Below are 17145 nucleotides of genomic sequence, written 5' to 3'. Positions count from 1 at the left end.
TCCTTAATCATCCTGGTGAGGGAAAAGCGTGTTATCGATCAGGTCGCATAAGCAATTTACCGTCAGCATATGCATTTCCTGAATACGCGCGCTACGGTGAGAAGGAATGCGGATTTCCACATCCTGCGGCCCCAGCAGACCCGCCAGCTCACCACCGTCATAGCCGGTTAAAGCTACGATAGTCATGTCCCGGGTTACGGCGGCTTCAACGGCTTTAACAATGTCCCGGCTGTTGCCGCGTGTGGATATTGCCAGCAGTACATCTCCGGCATGGCCGAGGGCTCGCACCTGCTTAGCGTAAATTTCGTCATGCAGACGATCGTTAGCAATCGCTGTTAAGACCACATTATCGGTATTAAGTGCAATGGCAGGTAAACTCGGGCGTTCTGTTTCAAAACGATTGATCATGCTGGCAGCAAAATGCTGTGCGTTGGCGGCTGACGTTCCGTTGCCACAACAGAGGATTTTGTTGCCATTAAGCAGGGATTGCACCAGCGTCATCGCGGCACGGGAGATCGCATCCGGTAGCGCTTCCGCCGCGGCAATCTGAGTCTGGATGCTTTCTGTGAAGCACACTTTAATTCTTTCGAGCACGTTATCCCTTTTAAATCTTAATTATGCGTCTTCGCCAAAAGCGTTTTTAAGCCATTCGATCTCATTTCCGGTGAAGGCTATCACATCGAACCGGCAATCCACAGTATCAAAGCTCCCATTATGGCGGGCAAGCCACAAGTGGGCAGTCTGTAATAATTTATGTTGTTTGGCGAGCGTCACGCTGGCGGCAGCGCCGCCAAAACGGGAGGACTGTCGAAAACGGACTTCTACAAACACAATGACCTGAGCCTCTTTCATGATCAGGTCAATCTCGCCGCCGCGCCCACGGACGTTAGCGGCGATAAAGCGCAGTCCTTTGCCTTCAAGCCAGCGACGCGCCTTTAACTCCCACGCATCGCCGGTCTCTTTACGGCTTAACTGGCCGGGACGATTTGCCCCTGCTGGTATTTGAGCCATGATAACTTCCTGTTGATCACGCAATCCTGAGTAGCGGTCAGATCGCCGGTGTTGCCGTTAAGCTCAAAGCCTGGCACCTGACGCATCTGGGTAAAGTGGTTCGCCAGCGCCCACGCATCGACACCCATCGCATACAAACGCGCCAGAGAGTAGTCGTTACGTACTGCCCCCAGCGCCTGCTGCATCAGTGCCGGATTGCTGCCTGCCAGCATAGGGATTTCGCTGTACTGCAGACCGTCCATTTCCAGACGGAAATCCGGGCCTGCAGTGCCCTGCGCGCTGCGTGAACTCGCGTACAGCGTTGCACTGCTCTGGCTGCCGTTACGCATTGCAATCATCGGTTTGATAAAGGCGATCTCTTGCGGCGTGGCGACAATATAGGCGGCATCCACTTTACCGCCACCGCTGATTTGTGCGTCGGTAGGTGGGGCCGGGATTGTCAGACCGCCAATTGTCACGCCCTGCTGCTGCGGCAGGCTTGCGGTTACCGGGCTACCGTTCAGCGCGATGCCTGCTCCGCCATTTACGCCAGCGCGCAGTTCAGAGACTGAACCGAATTTCTGCTGCAGTACTATACCGCCACCGAGCTTCTGCCATTCATTGGCAAAGGCATTCGCGACGCGATCGCCCAGCGTACTGCGTGGGATGAGCAACAGAGGAGCCTGTTTACCCTGCTCGTGGATATGTCGTGCGGCATCGCGGGCTTCATCTTCAGGGGAAAGTGCGAAGTAGCAGATATTGGCGCGGTTCTGAACCTGCTCAGGCTGATTGAGCGCCAGCACGTTCAGCGTGGTATTGCTCTTCATCAGTTCTTCCACGTTGTTTTTCAACAACGGGCCGACAACGATGCTTGCACCGTCCTGTTGAACCTGCGCCAGAACCTGGTCAAGCGGCTGTGAGCTGGTGTCGTAGATTTTTAGCTCAGCACCCGGGTTGGCGCTGGAGGCTGCCACGGTTTGCGGCTGCGCAGCAGGTTGGGCTGCGGGTTGCGCAGGTTGCTGTTCAGACGGTTGTGCTGTGGCAGCAGGTGCCGGCGCCGCTTGTGTCTCAGCCGGAGCCTGTGTTGCAGGCGCAGGCGCAGTTGCGGCTGCCGGAGGTGTCGTTGGTGCGGTAACCGGGTTTTGCATCGTGCCCTGCGCCGGGGTTTGGGCGGTGGTCAGGTCACTGGTCTCGGCTGCGGACGGGCTGACAACATCGTTCACATTTGCTGCCTGTGCTGCTTGTGCTGGAACGGCACTGCCTGTCACCGGCGTGGTACCGTTTTTCGCCGCTTCAAAACCCTGCTGAATAGTGCGACCAAATACCGCCGCCTGACCGTTTAGCGGCAGAAGCAGGGCGATTTTGCTGGTCGATGCGGGCTTAAAGTTCTGCACGTTTACCAGCTGTGTTGGCAGCATTTTCGCGCCCGGATTCTGCGGGTAGCGGGTTTGCCAGTCAGTAATACCGGCTTTCAGCATCTTCGGATCGTTGCGGTTGTTAAACCACATCTGCTGCAGATCCAGCCAGCCCTGCAGTACGTTCTCATCGGCATTGATGACCAGTGCCTGCGCCTGTTCCTGGGTCATGGAGGCAAGCGCCTGCCAGGTGGCATCAATATTTTTCTGCTTGTCGGCACCGCCGAGCAGCGGTTCCTGGGCAATCAGTGCACGGAGCAGTGTCAGGGAAGGACGACCCTGCTCAGCAGCAATACCTGCCTGCCAGAAGCGAGCCTGCTGATTTTTATCCAGCGCGCTGACGTCGATATCACCCAGGAGCTTTTTCGCGCCATCATAATCTTTCAGTGCGACTTTCAGTTCAGCGGAAAGCAAACTCTGCTCACGGCGTTGGGTGTCGTTAAGATCTTTCGGTAACTGATTGAACAGTTCGGCGGCCTGCTGGGTTTTCCCCTCTTTCAACAGTGCACGAATGGCGAGTAATTGCCAGTTGGTCTTGGTATCATTTGAACTCTGCGACATTTGTTGCAGATAAAAACCAGAATCAGCCTGAGCGGAACCCTGCAGATGTGCAGTGCTCTGGTCAGGTGCCTGGGTGCCACAGCCTGCAAAGATCAGCGCTGCCAGCAGAAGCGGCACGCTGCGAGTGGCTTTTTTTCGAAGAAACGTTAACGGTACCATACTGTATCCAGTGATTTTTTTTACGCAATGCTCAATATTAAATCGGCAATACGGACTAAACAATGAAACAACACGAAACGGCGGATAATTCTCAAGGCCAGCTCTATATTGTACCTACTCCTATCGGGAATTTATCTGATATTACCCAACGTGCGCTTACCGTGTTGCAAGCTGTTGATTTGATTGCTGCTGAAGATACCCGGCACACCGGTTTACTGCTTCAACATTTCGCGATCACCGCCCGTTTGTTTGCCCTGCACGATCACAATGAGCAACAAAAAGCCGAAACGCTGGTGGCGAAGCTGAAAGAGGGGCAGAACATTGCGTTAGTTTCCGATGCAGGAACCCCGCTGATTAACGACCCTGGTTACCATCTGGTACGTACCTGCCGCGAAGCAGGGATTCGGGTTGTACCTTTGCCGGGCCCCTGCGCCGCCATTGCTGCGCTGAGCGCTGCGGGGTTGCCGTCTGACCGTTTCTGCTATGAAGGCTTCCTGCCTGCCAAATCCAAAGGCCGCCGCGACGTGTTAAAAGACCTGGAAGCGGAACCGCGCACCCTGATTTTCTACGAATCCACGCACCGCCTGCTTGAGAGCCTGGAAGATATGGTGACCGTGTGGGGAGAAGCCCGCTACGTGGTGCTGGCGCGCGAACTGACCAAAACCTGGGAAACGATCCACGGTGCACCGGTGGGTGAACTGCTGGCGTGGGTGAAGGAAGATGAAAACCGCCGTAAAGGTGAAATGGTGCTGATTGTCGAAGGACATAAAGCGCAGGAAGACGCGCTGCCAGCCGACGCGCTGCGTACGCTGGCGCTGCTGCAGGCGGAACTGCCGCTGAAGAAAGCCGCTGCGCTGGCGGCGGAAATTCACGGCGTGAAGAAAAATGCGCTGTATAAGTATGTGCTGGAGCAGCAGGGGGAGTAAACGTATGAGCCGCTACCTGCCTCCATTCGCTATCACGCCATCAATTCTCAATCAGGTTGTTGAGATTGGTGAGTTGCTGGGGCATTGGGCGGCTCATTCCGGAAGGACATCTCCTTTACTGCGTAAAGAGAACCGTATCCGCACTATCCAGGCATCGCTGGCCATTGAACACAACTCGCTGACTACCGGGCAAGTGACGGCAATCATGGATGGCAAGCGAGTGCTCGCGCCTGAAAAAGATATTCAGGAAGTACGCAATGCTATCCTGGCATATGAGAAATTGTCTGAATGGAAGCCATGGAAGCTCAATGACTTACTCAATGCACACCGGTTATTAATGACTGGTCTGGTCGATCTCCCTGGAAAGCTCAGGAATGGAGACGTAGGGGTATACCGTGGAAACAAGTTAGTCCACATGGCTCCTCCTGCCTCCCAGATGAACAGTCTGATCGACGATCTTCTTTCCTGGCTTAAGCAAACTGATCTCCACCCGCTTATTGCCAGTTCGGTATTTCATTACGAGTTTGAGTTTATTCATCCCTTTTCAGATGGAAATGGCCGCATGGGGCGGCTGTGGCAAACGTTGATCTTAAGCCAGTGGCGTGCGGAACTGGCATGGCTACCCGTCGAGACACTCATCCATTTTCAGCAGGCGCGCTATTACCAGATATTAGGACAATGCGATCGGGCCAGTGATTGCACGGCATTCGTGGAGTTTATGCTGCAAAATATGGCTGAAGCTTTGCGGGAAGGCATAGGTATGTCGTCAGTATTGTCGGAAGAATTGTCGGAAAAGGAAAATACTATCCTTGAGCTTCTTACCGTTCAACCGCAAATGACTGCGGTAATGTTGGCATCTGTTTTGGGCGTAACTTCCCGCACTGCGGAACGTTATCTCCGTTCTTTGCAATCAAAAGGTAAATTAAAACGCGTGGGGGCAAGGAAAGGGGGAAGATGGCAGGTCATAGCTTAACCTGCCAACTGAACACTTTTTATTTTTCTGGTAATGCTTCAAATACCAGCGTTTCCAGCGGTTGCAGCGTAATCACCACCGCGTTTTTGTACGCCTCCGGTACGGTTGAATTACGTCCATACACTGCCTTCAGACTAAACTGCGACGCGTTTCCTGTCGGGACTTCGAAATCTCTCGTCAAATCCAGGTAGTAGCTTTGCGGCTTATCCGACGGGTTACGTAAGCCGAGAATCGCTTTATTCTTACTCCAGGATGCCCAACCGTAAACCTGCAGCGCAGTTGGGTCACCGCCAATCCAGTGCGTATCCGCCAGCACGCTGGCGTTATCCCGCGACCATTTCGCCGCCTGCGCCAGGGTATCCCACTTCGCCTTATTCAGCATTGAAGGGGTGATGTAGAGCTCCTGCAACTGCGTGCCGGTGGCAAAGTAACTCCAGACCTGGTCGGCAAAATCGCTGTCCGTTTGCACTTTCTCCAGCCCGTAATAGGCGTTTTCTGCACTGACGATCCCGTGATACATCAGCGAGTTTAGTGGGAACAGAGGGCCTTTGCGCACAATGGAACGGTACGTTTCAGCGTCGCGGTAAGTCATCCACTGCTGTACCGGCGTACCAGGGCCATAAAGGTTTATGTCATCACCCTGACGCCAGATGGAGTCAGCGTAGAACAGCCAGGATGGACTGGCATTGGTTCCGGTCGTCAGGTTGATAAACAGGTTCGGATTGGCGTTGCGCATGTTATGCAGCAGTGCAATAGAGGCGTCAAAATCCGAGGCGAACGGGCTGCCTTTGATATGCGAATTGGCGTTGCCCATTCCGTCCAGCTTAAACGAGGTAATATGCTCGTTTTTTATCAGCTTACTAATCTGCTCATTAAAGTTTTTAAAGTAGTTCGGGCCTGACAGCGCCAGCTTCCCGTCTACCGTTTCGAAACCATACTCTTTTGCATGTGAGACGCGAGTATCGCGCGGTTTGTTATATCCGCCCCACGGCGAGAGCCACAGGCCAACGGAGCTGCGCAGGCTGTCAGCTTTCTCTCGTACCTTGCCAAAACCGTTGCTAAATGCCGGGCCAAACAGCCAGCGCCCTGTAAGATCATCCCAGCCATCGTCAAGCAGGAAAGCATCCAGCGCTACGCCCCGCCCGGTGATAAATTCTTTGTTCCATTCGTCCATACGCCCCAGCACATCCTGCTCGGAGTAAGGGGTAAAGAAGCCGATGTCCATCCAGCTGTTGTAGTGTAGATAAGGCTTATACGGATGCGGGCGGACGGCATCAATAAACTGGTTTACGCTACGTCGCAGCTGGCTGGTTTCCGGGAAGGTACCGAAGTAGGTGGTATAGCTGACTGGCGTTGCCGGCTGAATGGGCGTTTTCAGCTCCACATTGAGGTTGGTCGTCGCTTCATAGGCGTAAGTATTAACGATGGGTTTATCCGGCAGGATAAAGAACGAGTCTGCGATAATCGGCGAGCTGTTAATTGCCCCGTCTACATAAGGTGCCTGAGACTGCTTTTTGGTTGGGAAGAAGGTGATTTTCGCCACTTCACGAGGCTGCCCGACGGCTGCGATGGTGTAGTCGATGCTGGCGTATTTCCCCTTCACCAGGTTCAGCTTCACCGTGACGTTAAAGTCCGGATGGGTGAAGTCGATGACAATTCCGTTGTCCTGCTTTTCGACATGCTTGATCTTAAAATCCGCCGTGTGGATTTTTTTCTCATCTGGCAGCGTCAGAAAGAACAGCTCCTGCGGTGTCAGAGGATGGTTGGCCCTGGTATCTTTAACCACGACCGTCGAGTTTGCGTCATCAAATGACAGGGCAATATTGTCGTTATTAAGGCTGTAGTTTGCTGCCATCGCGCCATGAGAAACACACAGGGCAAGCATTGAGAGGGAGAGGATTTTTTTCATCAGGGTAAGATCCTTTTCAATCAGGCTTCTGCCGGCAGCAGCAAGCGATTTGCCGAGCCACAAACGGTAATTTTGCTTCTGACCACCTCTTTCATGGCATCCATGCCGACCCGCATATAGAAGCGTGGATCGTTACCTTGCGGGTTGTCGGCAAACCAGGCTTTGACGGCGTCAGAAAAGGCGATTTTCAGCTCGGTTGCCACGTTGACTTTGCACACGCCCAGCTCAATGGTGCGGCGAACATACTCATCCGGTACATCGCTCGCGCCATGCAGCACCAGCGGTACGGTGACCACTTCGCGAATTTCGGCCAGTCGCTGGAAGTCGATTTTGGGTCGTTTGGTATAGAGGCCGTGCGCGGTGCCGATGGCCACTGCAAGGCTATCGACGCCGGTCAGCTCAACAAAGCGCTTCGCTTCTTGTGGGTCGGTGAGAAATGCGCTTTCGGCGTCGACGCTCATGTCATCTTCCACGCCACCCAAACGCCCCAATTCTGCCTCGACGCTACAGTCGTTGAGATGGCAAAAATCGACCACGGATTTCACCAGCTTCACGTTCTGCTCAAATGGATAATGGCTTCCGTCGATCATTGCGCTGCGTACACCGGCATTCACTTTGCGGCGAATATCGTCCAGTGATTCGTGGTGATCGAGATGCAGCGCCAGCGGCATGTCATAAGTGACGGAATAAGCGCTGCACAAGGCGTAGATCTCTTCGAGCGCAATGTGTTTAAACGTCCCGGGCGTGCCCGCAAGGATCACCGGCGATCGCATTTCGCTACACACTTCGAGGATCGCCTGGATCGTCTCTGCGTTATGGATATTGAACGCCGGCACGGCGTAGCCTTTTGCCTGGGCGTCCTGCAGAAGATATTTAGTCGAGATAATGCTCATGATGAGATCCTCTTAAGCCTGCCACGGATGAATAACAACGCCCTGAACCACACGGTTGACCGTGCCGCTGGCGGATGGTGTATCGGGGGTGTTGCCTACGCTGAGCGACTGGGAAAGTGCAAAGACCTGGGCATACATCAGGAAGCAGAACGCCTGTTCCATATCGATAAACGAACGAGAAGGCGGTAGCAGGATGTGCGGACCCGCTTCAATAACCGGATCCGTTTCAGCGGCGATAGCCACCACGCGCAGGGCCTGGCGATCGCGACGCAGTTCGGCCAGCAGATCGAGATCGTACTGACGCGTATACGGATGGCTGGAGACAAACACCACCACCAGCGTTTCATGATCCACCAGCGACTTCGGCCCATGACGGAAACCGGTAGGAGAGTCGTAGAATGCTGCCAGTTTGCCCGCCGTCAGTTCCAGCACCTTCAGCGCTGACTCACGCGCGGCACCCTGCAGGCCACCGCTTCCCAGGTAGACGATCCTCTTCCATGGCGCATTGCCAAAGACATCCTGGCTGAAATCGCCGAGCGACGTCAGGATCGCCTGGCAGCGATCGGCTACGTCGCGGAAGGTCTGGCTGTTGATCGTCTCCGGGGCGAAAACCGCCAGACAGCTTGCCATCATGGTGGTGATACTGCTGGTCATCGCGAAGCCGCGATCGTGCGTTTCGGCTGGCATTAGCAGGGCAAAGGCGTTATCGCTGTTGACGGCGTTCTGGTACAGACTGCCTGCTTCATTGCAGGTGATCGACAGGTGGTAGCATTCCGGCACAAACTGATTGGCCAGTTCTACAGCCGCCACGCTTTCCGGGCTGTTGCCGGAGCGGGCAAACGAAATCAGCAGCAAGGGATGCGCAGGGCTGAAGTAATCCATTGGGTTCGTCACCAGGTCAGTTGTGGGTACGGCGGTGAAGTTTTTCCCGGTGTGGCTGGCAAGCCATGGCGCAATAATGTCGCCGATAAAGGCAGATGTGCCCGCCCCTGTCAGGACGATCCGCAGATCAGATTTGCGCAGCAGCGGAGTCAGAAAACCGTCGATAGACGAACGCAGGCTATCAATGTTGCTGAGCGATCGGATCCAGCTCGCTGGTTGCTGACGGATCTCTTCTTCGGTCCAGGTGCCAGTTGTGGCGGTAGTGATTTGTGGCATAACTCAGTCCTTAGTCGTGTGAATTCCACATCAGACGCTGGCAAATATGTCGCTATCTTTCGTTTCGTTTCACTTGTTCACTTGAGCAGTTAAATAAAATTTATAGAAAAGAAATCGAAAGTTCAATGAAAGAAAAGAAATAAAACGAAAAGTGTGATCGCAAAAGAAAAGGCAATGAAGAAGGAAAGGAAAAGAAAGGCCTTACGATCGCGTGTCGTAAGGCCAACAGGAGACACAATGAAAGGGCTAAAGGGGAAGAGCCTGGCCCTGAATCCAGATCCGCTGGAGGTGTAAACCACCGTCCAGCGCGATGAGCGTGGCGTGTTTGCCTGATGCTAACGACCCGAGCTGGTTATCAATACCCAGCAGCCTTGCAGGGTGCAGCGAGGCCATATGGATCGCGTCTTCAGCGGTGATGCCTGCGTGCTCCACCATATTGCGGACGGCGGCATCCAGCGAGAGCGTACTCCCCGCTAGGCCACCGGTGGCGGTACGCACGACACCATTTTGCATGCAGACCTCTTCACCGCACAGGGTGTAGTCCCCGTCAGGCATACCAGCAGCCTGCATTGCATCGGTGATCAGCACCACGCGGTCTTTCGCGCAGCAGAAGCACAGACGCATGGCTCCAGGGTGGACATGGTGACCATCGGCAATCAGCTCCAGCCATGCACGTTTGTCTGTCAGCCCAGCGCCAACCATGCCGGGTTCCCTGTGATGTAACCCCGTCATACCGTTGTAGCAGTGGACCAACCCATCTGCGCCCGCGTTAAACGCCGACAGGGTTTGATCGTAAGTGGCGGCGCTATGGCCCAGCATCACGCGTAAACCGTGCTGTTTAAGGTGGCGAATCGCCTGTAATGCGCCAGGTTTTTCCGGCGCAAGCGCCACCACGCGCAGCGTGTTTTGCGAAACCTCAATCAGTGCGTTCAGCTCAGTGATATCCAGCTCCCGAAAAAGCTCCGGCGGGTGCGCCCCTTTGTTTTGCGGCGTAAAGTACGGACCTTCAAGATAGCTACCCAGAACCTGCGCGCCGGGACCGCCGGAGCGAGTGCGCCGGGCGATACGCATAAGTGCGCCGTGTATGGCCTCCAGCGGCGCGGTGACGGTGGTGGGCAGAAATGCGCCCACGCCTTCACGCGCTTTATGTATCGCCAGAGTATCCAGTATGTCGGGTGCGTCATCCATGACATCCACACCCGCACCGCCGTGAACGTGCGTATCAATATAGGCCGGGCAAAGTAGCTCAGCATCGCGCGGCGCAATGCCCACGGGAATTGGCTCAATCGCCGTGATGATCCCACTTTCAATACGTAGCTGGTGGTCTTCAAGCCAGCCCCGTTCGGTGAGCACGCGGCGAGCGCGTAACAGCTGGCTCATATGCCTTCCTCAGCGGGCGCTTCCTCTCGGCAGCGCCCCAGCTCGTCTACCAGGCTTGTCAGCCCACGATGTCCGCACTCCAGCGCCTGCAATCGAAATGCTTCGCTGCTTAAACCGTCGCGCTCCAGCACCATCTCCAGCAGCAGCTGCAGGTTCGTGCCCGTTATCACTTCACTGCCGGGCCTTTGCATAGCGAGCGTTGACGCTACGCGGAACGGCGTACCGCCCAGCAGGTCGGTGAGAAATACAATATCTTGCTCTGCATTGAGCTCGCTCACCGCCTGCTCAAGCTGGGTGGTCAGCCGCGCCGTGGTGGAGGTCTCCGGAAAATCAATGGCGATAAACTGCGGTTGCTCGCCGAGGATCTGCTTCATCGCCTGCTCAAGCCCACTGGCAAAACCGCCGTGACCCGTCAAAATAATGCCTAACATCGTAACCTCTTTGCTTTTACAGGAAGTGACAGAATTTACCGACAACACCGAGCACCACGGTGATACCAATCAGACGCAGTGGGCTCCAGCCACGGCGTACCAGCCAGAACATCGTCAGGGTATAGACCAGTGGCAGGAAGGCAGGCATCAGCTTGTCGATAACGTCGGCCTGCAGTTTGACGACGGCATCACCGGCCTTGATTTCGAGCGTGGTATTAAGGCGGACATAGGTTGCCACCAGCGCGCCAATCACCGTCATCCCGACAATAGAGGCCGCGTGACCAACCTTTTTGGTATTGGCCTTAATCAGCGGGATCGCTGCGACGCCCATCCGGTAGGCGTAATGCGCCAGACCAAAACGCAGGCCCAGATGCACCACGTTAAACAGCACGATAAAGACCACGGCGCCCAGAATGGAACCCTGCAACGCCAGGCTTGCGCCAATCCCACCGCATATGGGCAGCAAAGTTAGCCAGAACATGGCGTCACCAATGCCGCCGAGTGGTGCGCCCACGGCAATTTTGGTGCTCTGGATGCTGTTCACATCCTGCTTGGAGCGCTCCATGGCCAGGATGATGCCGATAACGAAGGTCACCAGGAACGGATGGGTGTTGAAGAAGCCCATGTGACCTTTCATGGCACGCGCCAGATCCCGCTTATTGGTGTGGATCTTTTTCAGCGCAGGCAGTAAGCCATACAGCCAGCCGGAGGCCTGCATACGTTCGTAGTTAAACGAGGCCTGCAGCAGCATGGAACGCCAGGCTACGCGGTTAATGTCCTTTCTCGTCAGCTCGGCACCGATACTTTGGTCTTCGTAGACGTTCTCATTCACGCCAGTGAGCAGGGTCTCTTCGCTTTCAGAAACGCCAGGCAAAGTTGTTTGATTAGATGCCATCTTCGAATTCCTCTTTCCGGGACGCAGGTGCTGTCGGTTCAGGTGTTTTACGCATCAGGTCGATAAGTGCCATTGCCAGGGCAGCAGCGGCAATCGCCAGTACCGGAAGCTTGAGCCAGGCTGCGGCCACAAAACCGATAATGAAGTAAGGGATGTAGACGTTTTTCATCATGATCTTCAGCAGCACGGCAAAACCGATAGCTGGCATGATGCCGCCCGCGACGCCAAGACCATCAATCAACCGTGCTGGCAGAACATCAATGGCGGTTTTCGCGTGTTCTGCACCGAAGTAAATTGGCAGGAAAGCACACAGGAAGTAGAAGATACCGAGGGCCAGCAGTGCCAGATAGTTGACCCGTTCAATACCGTGAGTATCCGCATTGGCCGCCATGCGATCGCAGCGCGACATCACGCCAGACATCACCGAGAAGAGGAACGTGATCCCCATCTGTACCGCAACGGCAAACGGGACGGCGACGCCAACGGCAACTTCCGGCTTCACGCCCGTGCTGATAGCAAACGCTGTGCCTACAATCGTGCCGATAATCACGTTTGGTGGCTGTGCGCCTGCCAGCGGTGCCAGTCCCATCCAGACCAGTTCTAACGTCCCGCCGGTCAAAATACCGGTGTGTAGATCGCCCAGAATCAGGCCAACCAACGGCCCGAGTACCACCGGGCGGTGCATATGTGTTAAGCCGTTAAACATATCCAGGCCGGCGATAAAGGCGAGAACGCCCAACGCCAGTGCCTGCAACAGACTGATTTCCATTGTGAATCCCTCAGAGCAGTTTAAAGAGATCCAAAGCAGTTTCTGTTGGAACGCCCTGAACGAAGCATTCCACTCCGGCAGATTTCAGACCGTTGAACGCAGTGATATCGTTTGCGTCGACAGAGACCGTTTTGGCAATTTGTTGTTTGCCATTGGCATAGTGCATGTTGCCTACATTGATACGGGTGACAGGTACGCCGCCCTCCACCAGCGTCAGAAAATCAGCGGGTGATTTACAGACCAGCAGAATTTTCTGGCGGTCGGCAGCGCGGTGAATGTTGTCGATCACTTTTTGCAGCGACCAGAAGCGCACGGCGATCCCTTCCGCGAGCACCATTTCCATCAGGTTCTGTTGAACCGGATCCTCAGCGACCTCATCGTTAGCGACCAGCACCAGGTTTGCCCCCGCAAACCCCACCCACTGCACACCCACCTGACCGTGGATTAACCGTTCGTCGATGCGGCATAAGACAATGTTTGGCATAGCGTTTTCCTCTTTTTAATTATGCGTGTTGAGTCGTTACGCCTTCGCAGGCGGCGTGGTACTGCTGAAGTATGTCCTGAATGTGGTCGAGGATGAGCTCCCGTGGCGTTGACTTGAGAGCGCCCTCGCGAACTTTGCTGTACTGCAACGGCAGGTACTGGCTGATCAGCGGCAGAGGAATGGGCTCGTCAGCCAGATTGCGTACCAGTCGCTCAAAGGCATCGTCAATCTGGCTGTCTGGCCAGTAATAGCGGACGCGGTCAGAGTAGCTATAGCCGCGCGCCAGGCGTCGTGCATTGCCGTCACCGTGGTAATGGCTTTGCCAGTATTCCGGGCGATCGAGCATCACGTTTTCCAGTACGTGACGCAGGCCAGAACTGGCTTTGGCAGGCAGCAGTTCTTCTTCAATGGCGGCCAGTGAAAACAACGCTTCTCGCAGAGCGAAGGTCAAAGCTGGGCCGACTTTCAGGATCGCGAAGTGATCTTTTACCAGCTGGCGAAGTGCTTGCGGCCTCTGGTAATCGGTGGAGTGCGCTTCAAACACCAGCGTGTCGTACGCTTTCACCATTTTGCTCAGCGCGACGGCCTTGTGCGGTTGGTAGTCACACACATGGGCATGGTCAAACTCAACGCCAGGCTGAACGACCAGGCCAACAATGCGCGGCCAGATAGCGTTTAAACCTTCTTTCTCGAAAGCGTGACGGTGTGCTTCCAGCGTGGCGCGTGCCGCTTCCGGTGTTGTGACGGCGAGTTCATTCAGGGTTTCATGCGCCCCACCGGGAACAGGCACTTCAGTGCCGATGACGTAGACCAGGTCAGACACGCCAAACTGTTCACGACAGGTCTCTTCGGCAATTTTCGCCAGACGCGCGGCGCGCCCGGCGACGATCGCGTCGGTCAGGGGAACGGGATCGTCTTCGCATGACATACTGCAGTCGAGGTGGATCTTTTTGAACCCGGCAGCAACATAGCTTTTGATCAGATCGTCGGCATTTGCCATCGCCTGTTCCGCAGGTAGATTTTGCCAGCGGTTGGGCCCCAGATGATCCCCGCCGAGGATCAACAGTGAAGTCGGGAAATTAAGGGATTCCGCAAGCTGACAAACAAACCCGTAAAAATCAGCGGGCGTCATGCCGGTATAGCCACCAAACTGATCCACCTGGTTGGAGGTGGCCTCAATTAATATCGGCGTCTGATGCGAGTGGGCGTAACGAATTGCAGCTTCAAGTACCAGTGGATGTGCGGAACAGACGGCATAAATCCCGTTTGAATTCCCCCGTTTATGTTGTTCCACCATTTCTGTCAGATGTTTCACTTTCCTCTCCATTTCGGATGGTGATGGTAGTCATCTTTCGTTTTGTTTCATTTAATCCTGCATCATGGTGGTATAAAAATAAAACGAAAGATAATGGTTTTCCGATCTGTTTCACAAAAGAAACACAATGAAAGGTTTCAGCGCCGGGTGAGCTTGCCCCTGGTCGTCAGACGGGGCTTGCATTCCCGTAAAAGAAAGGCCTTAATAGGCAAAACGAAATGAAACGAAAGTTTATTGATTAAGGAGCTCGCATGAGCAGCACCGATTCATCCGCAGAAAAGCGCATCACCGGCACCAGTGAAAGGCGAGAGCAAATTATTCAGCGGTTGCGGGCGCAGGGAAGCGTGCAGGTTAACGATCTTTCTCATTTATATGGTGTTTCGACGGTGACGATCCGCAACGACCTGGCCTTCCTTGAGAAGCAGGGCATTGCCGTACGTGCTTACGGCGGTGCACTGATTTGTGAAGGTCATGCACAAGGCGTTGAACCCTCAGTGGAAGATAAAAGTTCGCTGAATACGGCCGTTAAGCGCAGTATCGCGCAGGCGGCCGCTGGGCTGGTGAAGCCAGGACACCGTATCATTCTGGATTCCGGTACCACGACGTTTGAAATCGCCCGTATGCTGCGCCAGCATACGGACGTGATTGCTATGACCAACGGCATGAATGTCGCGAACGCGTTGCTGGAAGCAGAAGGGGTGGAATTGCTGATGACCGGTGGGCATTTACGCCGTCAGTCGCAATCTTTCTATGGCGACCAGGCGGAGCAATCATTACAGAATTACCATTTTGACATGCTGTTCCTGGGCGTCGACGCCATCGATCTCGATCGCGGCGTAAGCACGCATAACGAAGATGAAGCCCGTCTGAATCGCAAAATGTGCGAAGTGGCAGAGCGCATTATCGTCGTGACTGACTCCAGCAAGTTTAACCGCTCAAGCCTGCATAAAATCATTGATACCCAACGCATTGATATGATTATTGTCGACGAAGGTATTCCGGCTGAAAGTCTGGAAGGGTTACGCAAGATTGGGATAGACGTGGTGTTGGTTAAGGAATAATTGTGACCCTCTCCCGATGGGGGAGAGGGTCGATGTTAATCAGGTCACGGGCGCCGGGTTAAACACCGCCAGCTGATTATGTAATCCCCATTGGTCAGAGAAGGTTTTCTTGCGACCGCTCGCCACATCCAGAATAAAGTGGAACAGTTTCCAGCCCACCTCTTCAATGCTCTCTTCCCCGGTGGCGATAGTGCCCGCGTTGATATCCATTAAGTCATACCAGCGGTTTGCAAGCTCCGTGCGGGTTGCCATCTTGATCACCGGAACCGCCATCAGGCCGTACGGCGTGCCGCGTCCGGTGGTAAAGACCTGCACTGTAATACCTGACGCGACTTGTTGCGTGCCGCAAACAAAATCGCTGGCCGGGGTTGCCGCGTAAATCAGGCCGCGTCGGGTTGGACGCTGGCCCGGCGAAAGGACTTCAACAATGGCGCTCTGGCCGGATTTCGCAATTGAGCCGAGGGCTTTTTCCACCACGTTCGCCAGGCCGCCTTTTTTGTTCCCCGGAGAGGGGTTGGCGCTACGGTCGGTTTTGCCCATATCGAGATAGTTATCGTACCAGGCCATCTCCTCAAGCAGACGCTTACCTACCTCTTCATTGATAGCGCGAGGGGTAAGCAGATGGATAGCGTCACGCACTTCAGTCACTTCGGAGAACATCACCGTGGCACCACAGCGAACAAACAGATCGGACGCGTAGCCTACCGCCGGGTTGGCGGTCACGCCGGAGAACGCATCGCTGCCGCCGCACTGCGTTCCTACCACCAGCTCCGAGGCCGGGCAGGTTTCACGCTGGCGTTTGTTCAGCTTATCGAGATGGCGTTCTGCCACCTGAACAATATCGTCGACCATCGATCTAAAACCGACGTGGTGCTCGTCCTGCAAACGCACGATACTGGCATCGCTGACCGGGATAGCTTTCACGTCCTCAGTCCCCTGCAGCAGGCGTTCAGGTTGAAGCTTTTCACAGCCGAGGCCAATGACCATCACCTCGCCGCCGAAGTTCGGGTTCAGGGCGATATTGTGAATGGTACGGACAGGCACAACGGCCGCCGGTGCATTGATGGCCACACCGCAGCCATAAAGGTGATTCAGGCCGACCACGCCATCCACGTTCGGGTATTTCGGCAGCAGGTCGCGTTCAATAATTTTCACCACATAATCCACCACGCCTGCCACACAGTGCACGCTGGTGGTAATGCCGAGCAGATTTTTGGTACCGACGCTACCGTCGGCATTGCGATAACCGTCGAAGGTATAGCCTTCCAGTGGAGGGAGTGGTTCAGGCACGCGGGTTGCCAGCGGGAGTGTGTTCAGGGGCGGTGCTTTTGGCAACGCGACCAGCGACTCTTCAATCCAGCTACCCTGAGGAATGGCGCGAACGGCGTAACCAATCACCTCTCCGTAACGCACAATTTCACCGTGAGCGGGGATATCCACAAGCGCGACTTTATGTCCCTGCGGAATATGCTTAATCAACTCCAGCCCGTCCGGGAAACGGGTTCCCGCTTTTAAGCCATTGTCGTTGACAATAATCGCCACATTATCGGTATCGTGGACTTTTATATAAAACGCCCTCGGCGACGCTTGTCGAATTTCAATATCGGCCATTGTTCAGTATTCTCCAGCAAGAGTCTGATAATAAATGCAGCCAATTTTCTTATGGCAGAAATAAAGCATGTCAGGAGATAAGGAACGAGAATGTGATCTCGATCGCCACAGAACCCGTAATGCCTGATTCTGTGCATCAGCGCGCAGTGATTCGTGCAAATGCTCAAAATATTATCAAAACGGATAACAATACTTGAGCATTAAAACAATGTGTC

16 protein-coding genes are annotated in these 17145 nt (G+C 54.7%); 3 read left to right on the top strand and 13 right to left on the bottom strand.

The genetic code is table 11. From position 1 onward, the window contains the following. Window positions 1–3: 3 nt before the first annotated feature. Genes diaA through ACLHV8_RS19560 form a run of 3 tightly spaced genes read right to left on the bottom strand, consistent with a single transcriptional unit; the run spans window position 4 to window position 3125 of the window. Entirely contained in the window at window positions 4–594 is a 591-nt protein-coding gene (gene diaA / locus ACLHV8_RS19570) for a DnaA initiator-associating protein DiaA (RefSeq protein ID WP_003861754.1), read from the bottom strand. A gap of 21 nt (window positions 595–615) precedes the next feature. Then, window positions 616–1011, bottom strand: a complete 396-nt coding sequence (locus tag ACLHV8_RS19565; protein WP_028017062.1) for a YraN family protein — start codon at window positions 1009–1011, stop codon at window positions 616–618. After that, complete coding sequence (locus ACLHV8_RS19560) at window positions 969–3125, bottom strand: penicillin-binding protein activator (protein WP_208594175.1); 2157 nt, start codon at window positions 3123–3125, stop codon at window positions 969–971. Before ACLHV8_RS19560 ends, ACLHV8_RS19565 begins: the two co-directional genes overlap by 43 nt. 62 nt (window positions 3126–3187) lie before the next feature. Here ACLHV8_RS19560 and rsmI point away from each other — a divergent pair, with 62 nt between their 5' ends. Continuing rightward, window positions 3188–4051 (top strand): 16S rRNA (cytidine(1402)-2'-O)-methyltransferase, encoded by an 864-nt coding sequence (gene rsmI / locus ACLHV8_RS19555; protein ID WP_208594174.1) that lies wholly within the window; start codon window positions 3188–3190, stop codon window positions 4049–4051. A gap of 4 nt (window positions 4052–4055) precedes the next feature. Beyond that, window positions 4056–5024: a Fic family protein gene (locus ACLHV8_RS19550; RefSeq protein WP_208594173.1), complete on the top strand. Its 969-nt coding sequence runs from the start codon at window positions 4056–4058 to the stop codon at window positions 5022–5024. Between the two features lie 19 nt (window positions 5025–5043). On the opposite strand, the gene ACLHV8_RS19545 is transcribed toward ACLHV8_RS19550, so the two are convergent. The 9 genes from ACLHV8_RS19545 to kbaZ form a co-directional block, all read right to left on the bottom strand. Further along, window positions 5044–6933, bottom strand: coding sequence for an enterotoxin (locus ACLHV8_RS19545; RefSeq protein ID WP_208594172.1), 1890 nt, complete (start codon window positions 6931–6933; stop codon window positions 5044–5046). A gap of 20 nt (window positions 6934–6953) precedes the next feature. Continuing rightward, the gene (gene kbaY, locus ACLHV8_RS19540) at window positions 6954–7826 is read right to left on the bottom strand and encodes a tagatose-bisphosphate aldolase subunit KbaY (RefSeq protein ID WP_028017067.1); all 873 of its coding nucleotides are present in this window, start codon (window positions 7824–7826) and stop codon (window positions 6954–6956) included. Window positions 7827–7838: 12 nt separating this feature from the next. Continuing rightward, window positions 7839–8984, bottom strand: a complete 1146-nt coding sequence (locus ACLHV8_RS19535; RefSeq protein WP_134708508.1) for an SIS domain-containing protein — start codon at window positions 8982–8984, stop codon at window positions 7839–7841. A 246-nt stretch (window positions 8985–9230) separates the two neighbouring features. Next, complete coding sequence (gene nagA, locus ACLHV8_RS19530) at window positions 9231–10364, bottom strand: N-acetylglucosamine-6-phosphate deacetylase (protein ID WP_410377014.1); 1134 nt, start codon at window positions 10362–10364, stop codon at window positions 9231–9233. Continuing rightward, window positions 10361–10795: a PTS galactosamine/N-acetylgalactosamine transporter subunit IIA gene (gene agaF, locus ACLHV8_RS19525; RefSeq protein WP_208594170.1), complete on the bottom strand. Its 435-nt coding sequence runs from the start codon at window positions 10793–10795 to the stop codon at window positions 10361–10363. Before agaF ends, nagA begins: the two co-directional genes overlap by 4 nt. A 16-nt stretch (window positions 10796–10811) precedes the next feature. Continuing rightward, window positions 10812–11690, bottom strand: coding sequence for a PTS N-acetylgalactosamine transporter subunit IID (gene agaE / locus ACLHV8_RS19520; protein ID WP_028017071.1), 879 nt, complete (start codon window positions 11688–11690; stop codon window positions 10812–10814). Then, window positions 11680–12459, bottom strand: coding sequence for a PTS N-acetylgalactosamine transporter subunit IIC (agaW, locus tag ACLHV8_RS19515; protein ID WP_129324176.1), 780 nt, complete (start codon window positions 12457–12459; stop codon window positions 11680–11682). Before agaW ends, agaE begins: the two co-directional genes overlap by 11 nt. A gap of 10 nt (window positions 12460–12469) precedes the next feature. Continuing rightward, complete coding sequence (gene agaV, locus ACLHV8_RS19510) at window positions 12470–12943, bottom strand: PTS N-acetylgalactosamine transporter subunit IIB (protein ID WP_028017073.1); 474 nt, start codon at window positions 12941–12943, stop codon at window positions 12470–12472. 19 nt (window positions 12944–12962) lie between these two features. Continuing rightward, window positions 12963–14270: a tagatose-bisphosphate aldolase subunit KbaZ gene (gene kbaZ / locus ACLHV8_RS19505; protein WP_208594169.1), complete on the bottom strand. Its 1308-nt coding sequence runs from the start codon at window positions 14268–14270 to the stop codon at window positions 12963–12965. Between the two features lie 239 nt (window positions 14271–14509). Between kbaZ and ACLHV8_RS19500 the strand changes: the two genes are divergently transcribed. After that, complete coding sequence (locus ACLHV8_RS19500) at window positions 14510–15319, top strand: DeoR family transcriptional regulator (RefSeq protein ID WP_208594168.1); 810 nt, start codon at window positions 14510–14512, stop codon at window positions 15317–15319. 39 nt (window positions 15320–15358) lie between these two features. On the opposite strand, the gene garD is transcribed toward ACLHV8_RS19500, so the two are convergent. Beyond that, window positions 15359–16930, bottom strand: coding sequence for a galactarate dehydratase (gene garD, locus ACLHV8_RS19495; protein WP_208594167.1), 1572 nt, complete (start codon window positions 16928–16930; stop codon window positions 15359–15361). Window positions 16931–17145 lie beyond the last annotated feature (215 nt).

Origin of the sequence: Enterobacter sp. CPE_E863, from assembly GCF_046521465.1 — a bacterium.
GTDB classification, from domain to species: Bacteria; Pseudomonadota; Gammaproteobacteria; order Enterobacterales; family Enterobacteriaceae; genus Enterobacter; species Enterobacter adelaidei.
Note: the sequence above shows the minus strand (reverse complement) of the source record. Positions and strands in the feature narration are given on the sequence as shown.

What these genes read in the sequence shown, in the direction of transcription:
- ACLHV8_RS19535 (WP_134708508.1), bottom strand. Translation starts at nt 8,984, where the DNA reads ATGCCACAAATCACTACCGCCACAACTGGCACCTGGACCGAAGAAGAG.
- kbaZ (WP_208594169.1), bottom strand. Translation starts at nt 14,270, where the DNA reads ATGGAGAGGAAAGTGAAACATCTGACAGAAATGGTGGAACAACATAAA.
- agaE (WP_028017071.1), bottom strand. Translation starts at nt 11,690, where the DNA reads ATGGCATCTAATCAAACAACTTTGCCTGGCGTTTCTGAAAGCGAAGAG.
- rsmI (WP_208594174.1), top strand. Translation starts at nt 3,188, where the DNA reads ATGAAACAACACGAAACGGCGGATAATTCTCAAGGCCAGCTCTATATT.
- agaW (WP_129324176.1), bottom strand. Translation starts at nt 12,459, where the DNA reads ATGGAAATCAGTCTGTTGCAGGCACTGGCGTTGGGCGTTCTCGCCTTT.
- ACLHV8_RS19565 (WP_028017062.1), bottom strand. Translation starts at nt 1,011, where the DNA reads ATGGCTCAAATACCAGCAGGGGCAAATCGTCCCGGCCAGTTAAGCCGT.
- ACLHV8_RS19500 (WP_208594168.1), top strand. Translation starts at nt 14,510, where the DNA reads ATGAGCAGCACCGATTCATCCGCAGAAAAGCGCATCACCGGCACCAGT.
- ACLHV8_RS19550 (WP_208594173.1), top strand. Translation starts at nt 4,056, where the DNA reads ATGAGCCGCTACCTGCCTCCATTCGCTATCACGCCATCAATTCTCAAT.
- agaF (WP_208594170.1), bottom strand. Translation starts at nt 10,795, where the DNA reads ATGTTAGGCATTATTTTGACGGGTCACGGCGGTTTTGCCAGTGGGCTT.
- agaV (WP_028017073.1), bottom strand. Translation starts at nt 12,943, where the DNA reads ATGCCAAACATTGTCTTATGCCGCATCGACGAACGGTTAATCCACGGT.
- kbaY (WP_028017067.1), bottom strand. Translation starts at nt 7,826, where the DNA reads ATGAGCATTATCTCGACTAAATATCTTCTGCAGGACGCCCAGGCAAAA.
- nagA (WP_410377014.1), bottom strand. Translation starts at nt 10,364, where the DNA reads ATGAGCCAGCTGTTACGCGCTCGCCGCGTGCTCACCGAACGGGGCTGG.
- ACLHV8_RS19545 (WP_208594172.1), bottom strand. Translation starts at nt 6,933, where the DNA reads ATGAAAAAAATCCTCTCCCTCTCAATGCTTGCCCTGTGTGTTTCTCAT.
- ACLHV8_RS19560 (WP_208594175.1), bottom strand. Translation starts at nt 3,125, where the DNA reads ATGGTACCGTTAACGTTTCTTCGAAAAAAAGCCACTCGCAGCGTGCCG.
- garD (WP_208594167.1), bottom strand. Translation starts at nt 16,930, where the DNA reads ATGGCCGATATTGAAATTCGACAAGCGTCGCCGAGGGCGTTTTATATA.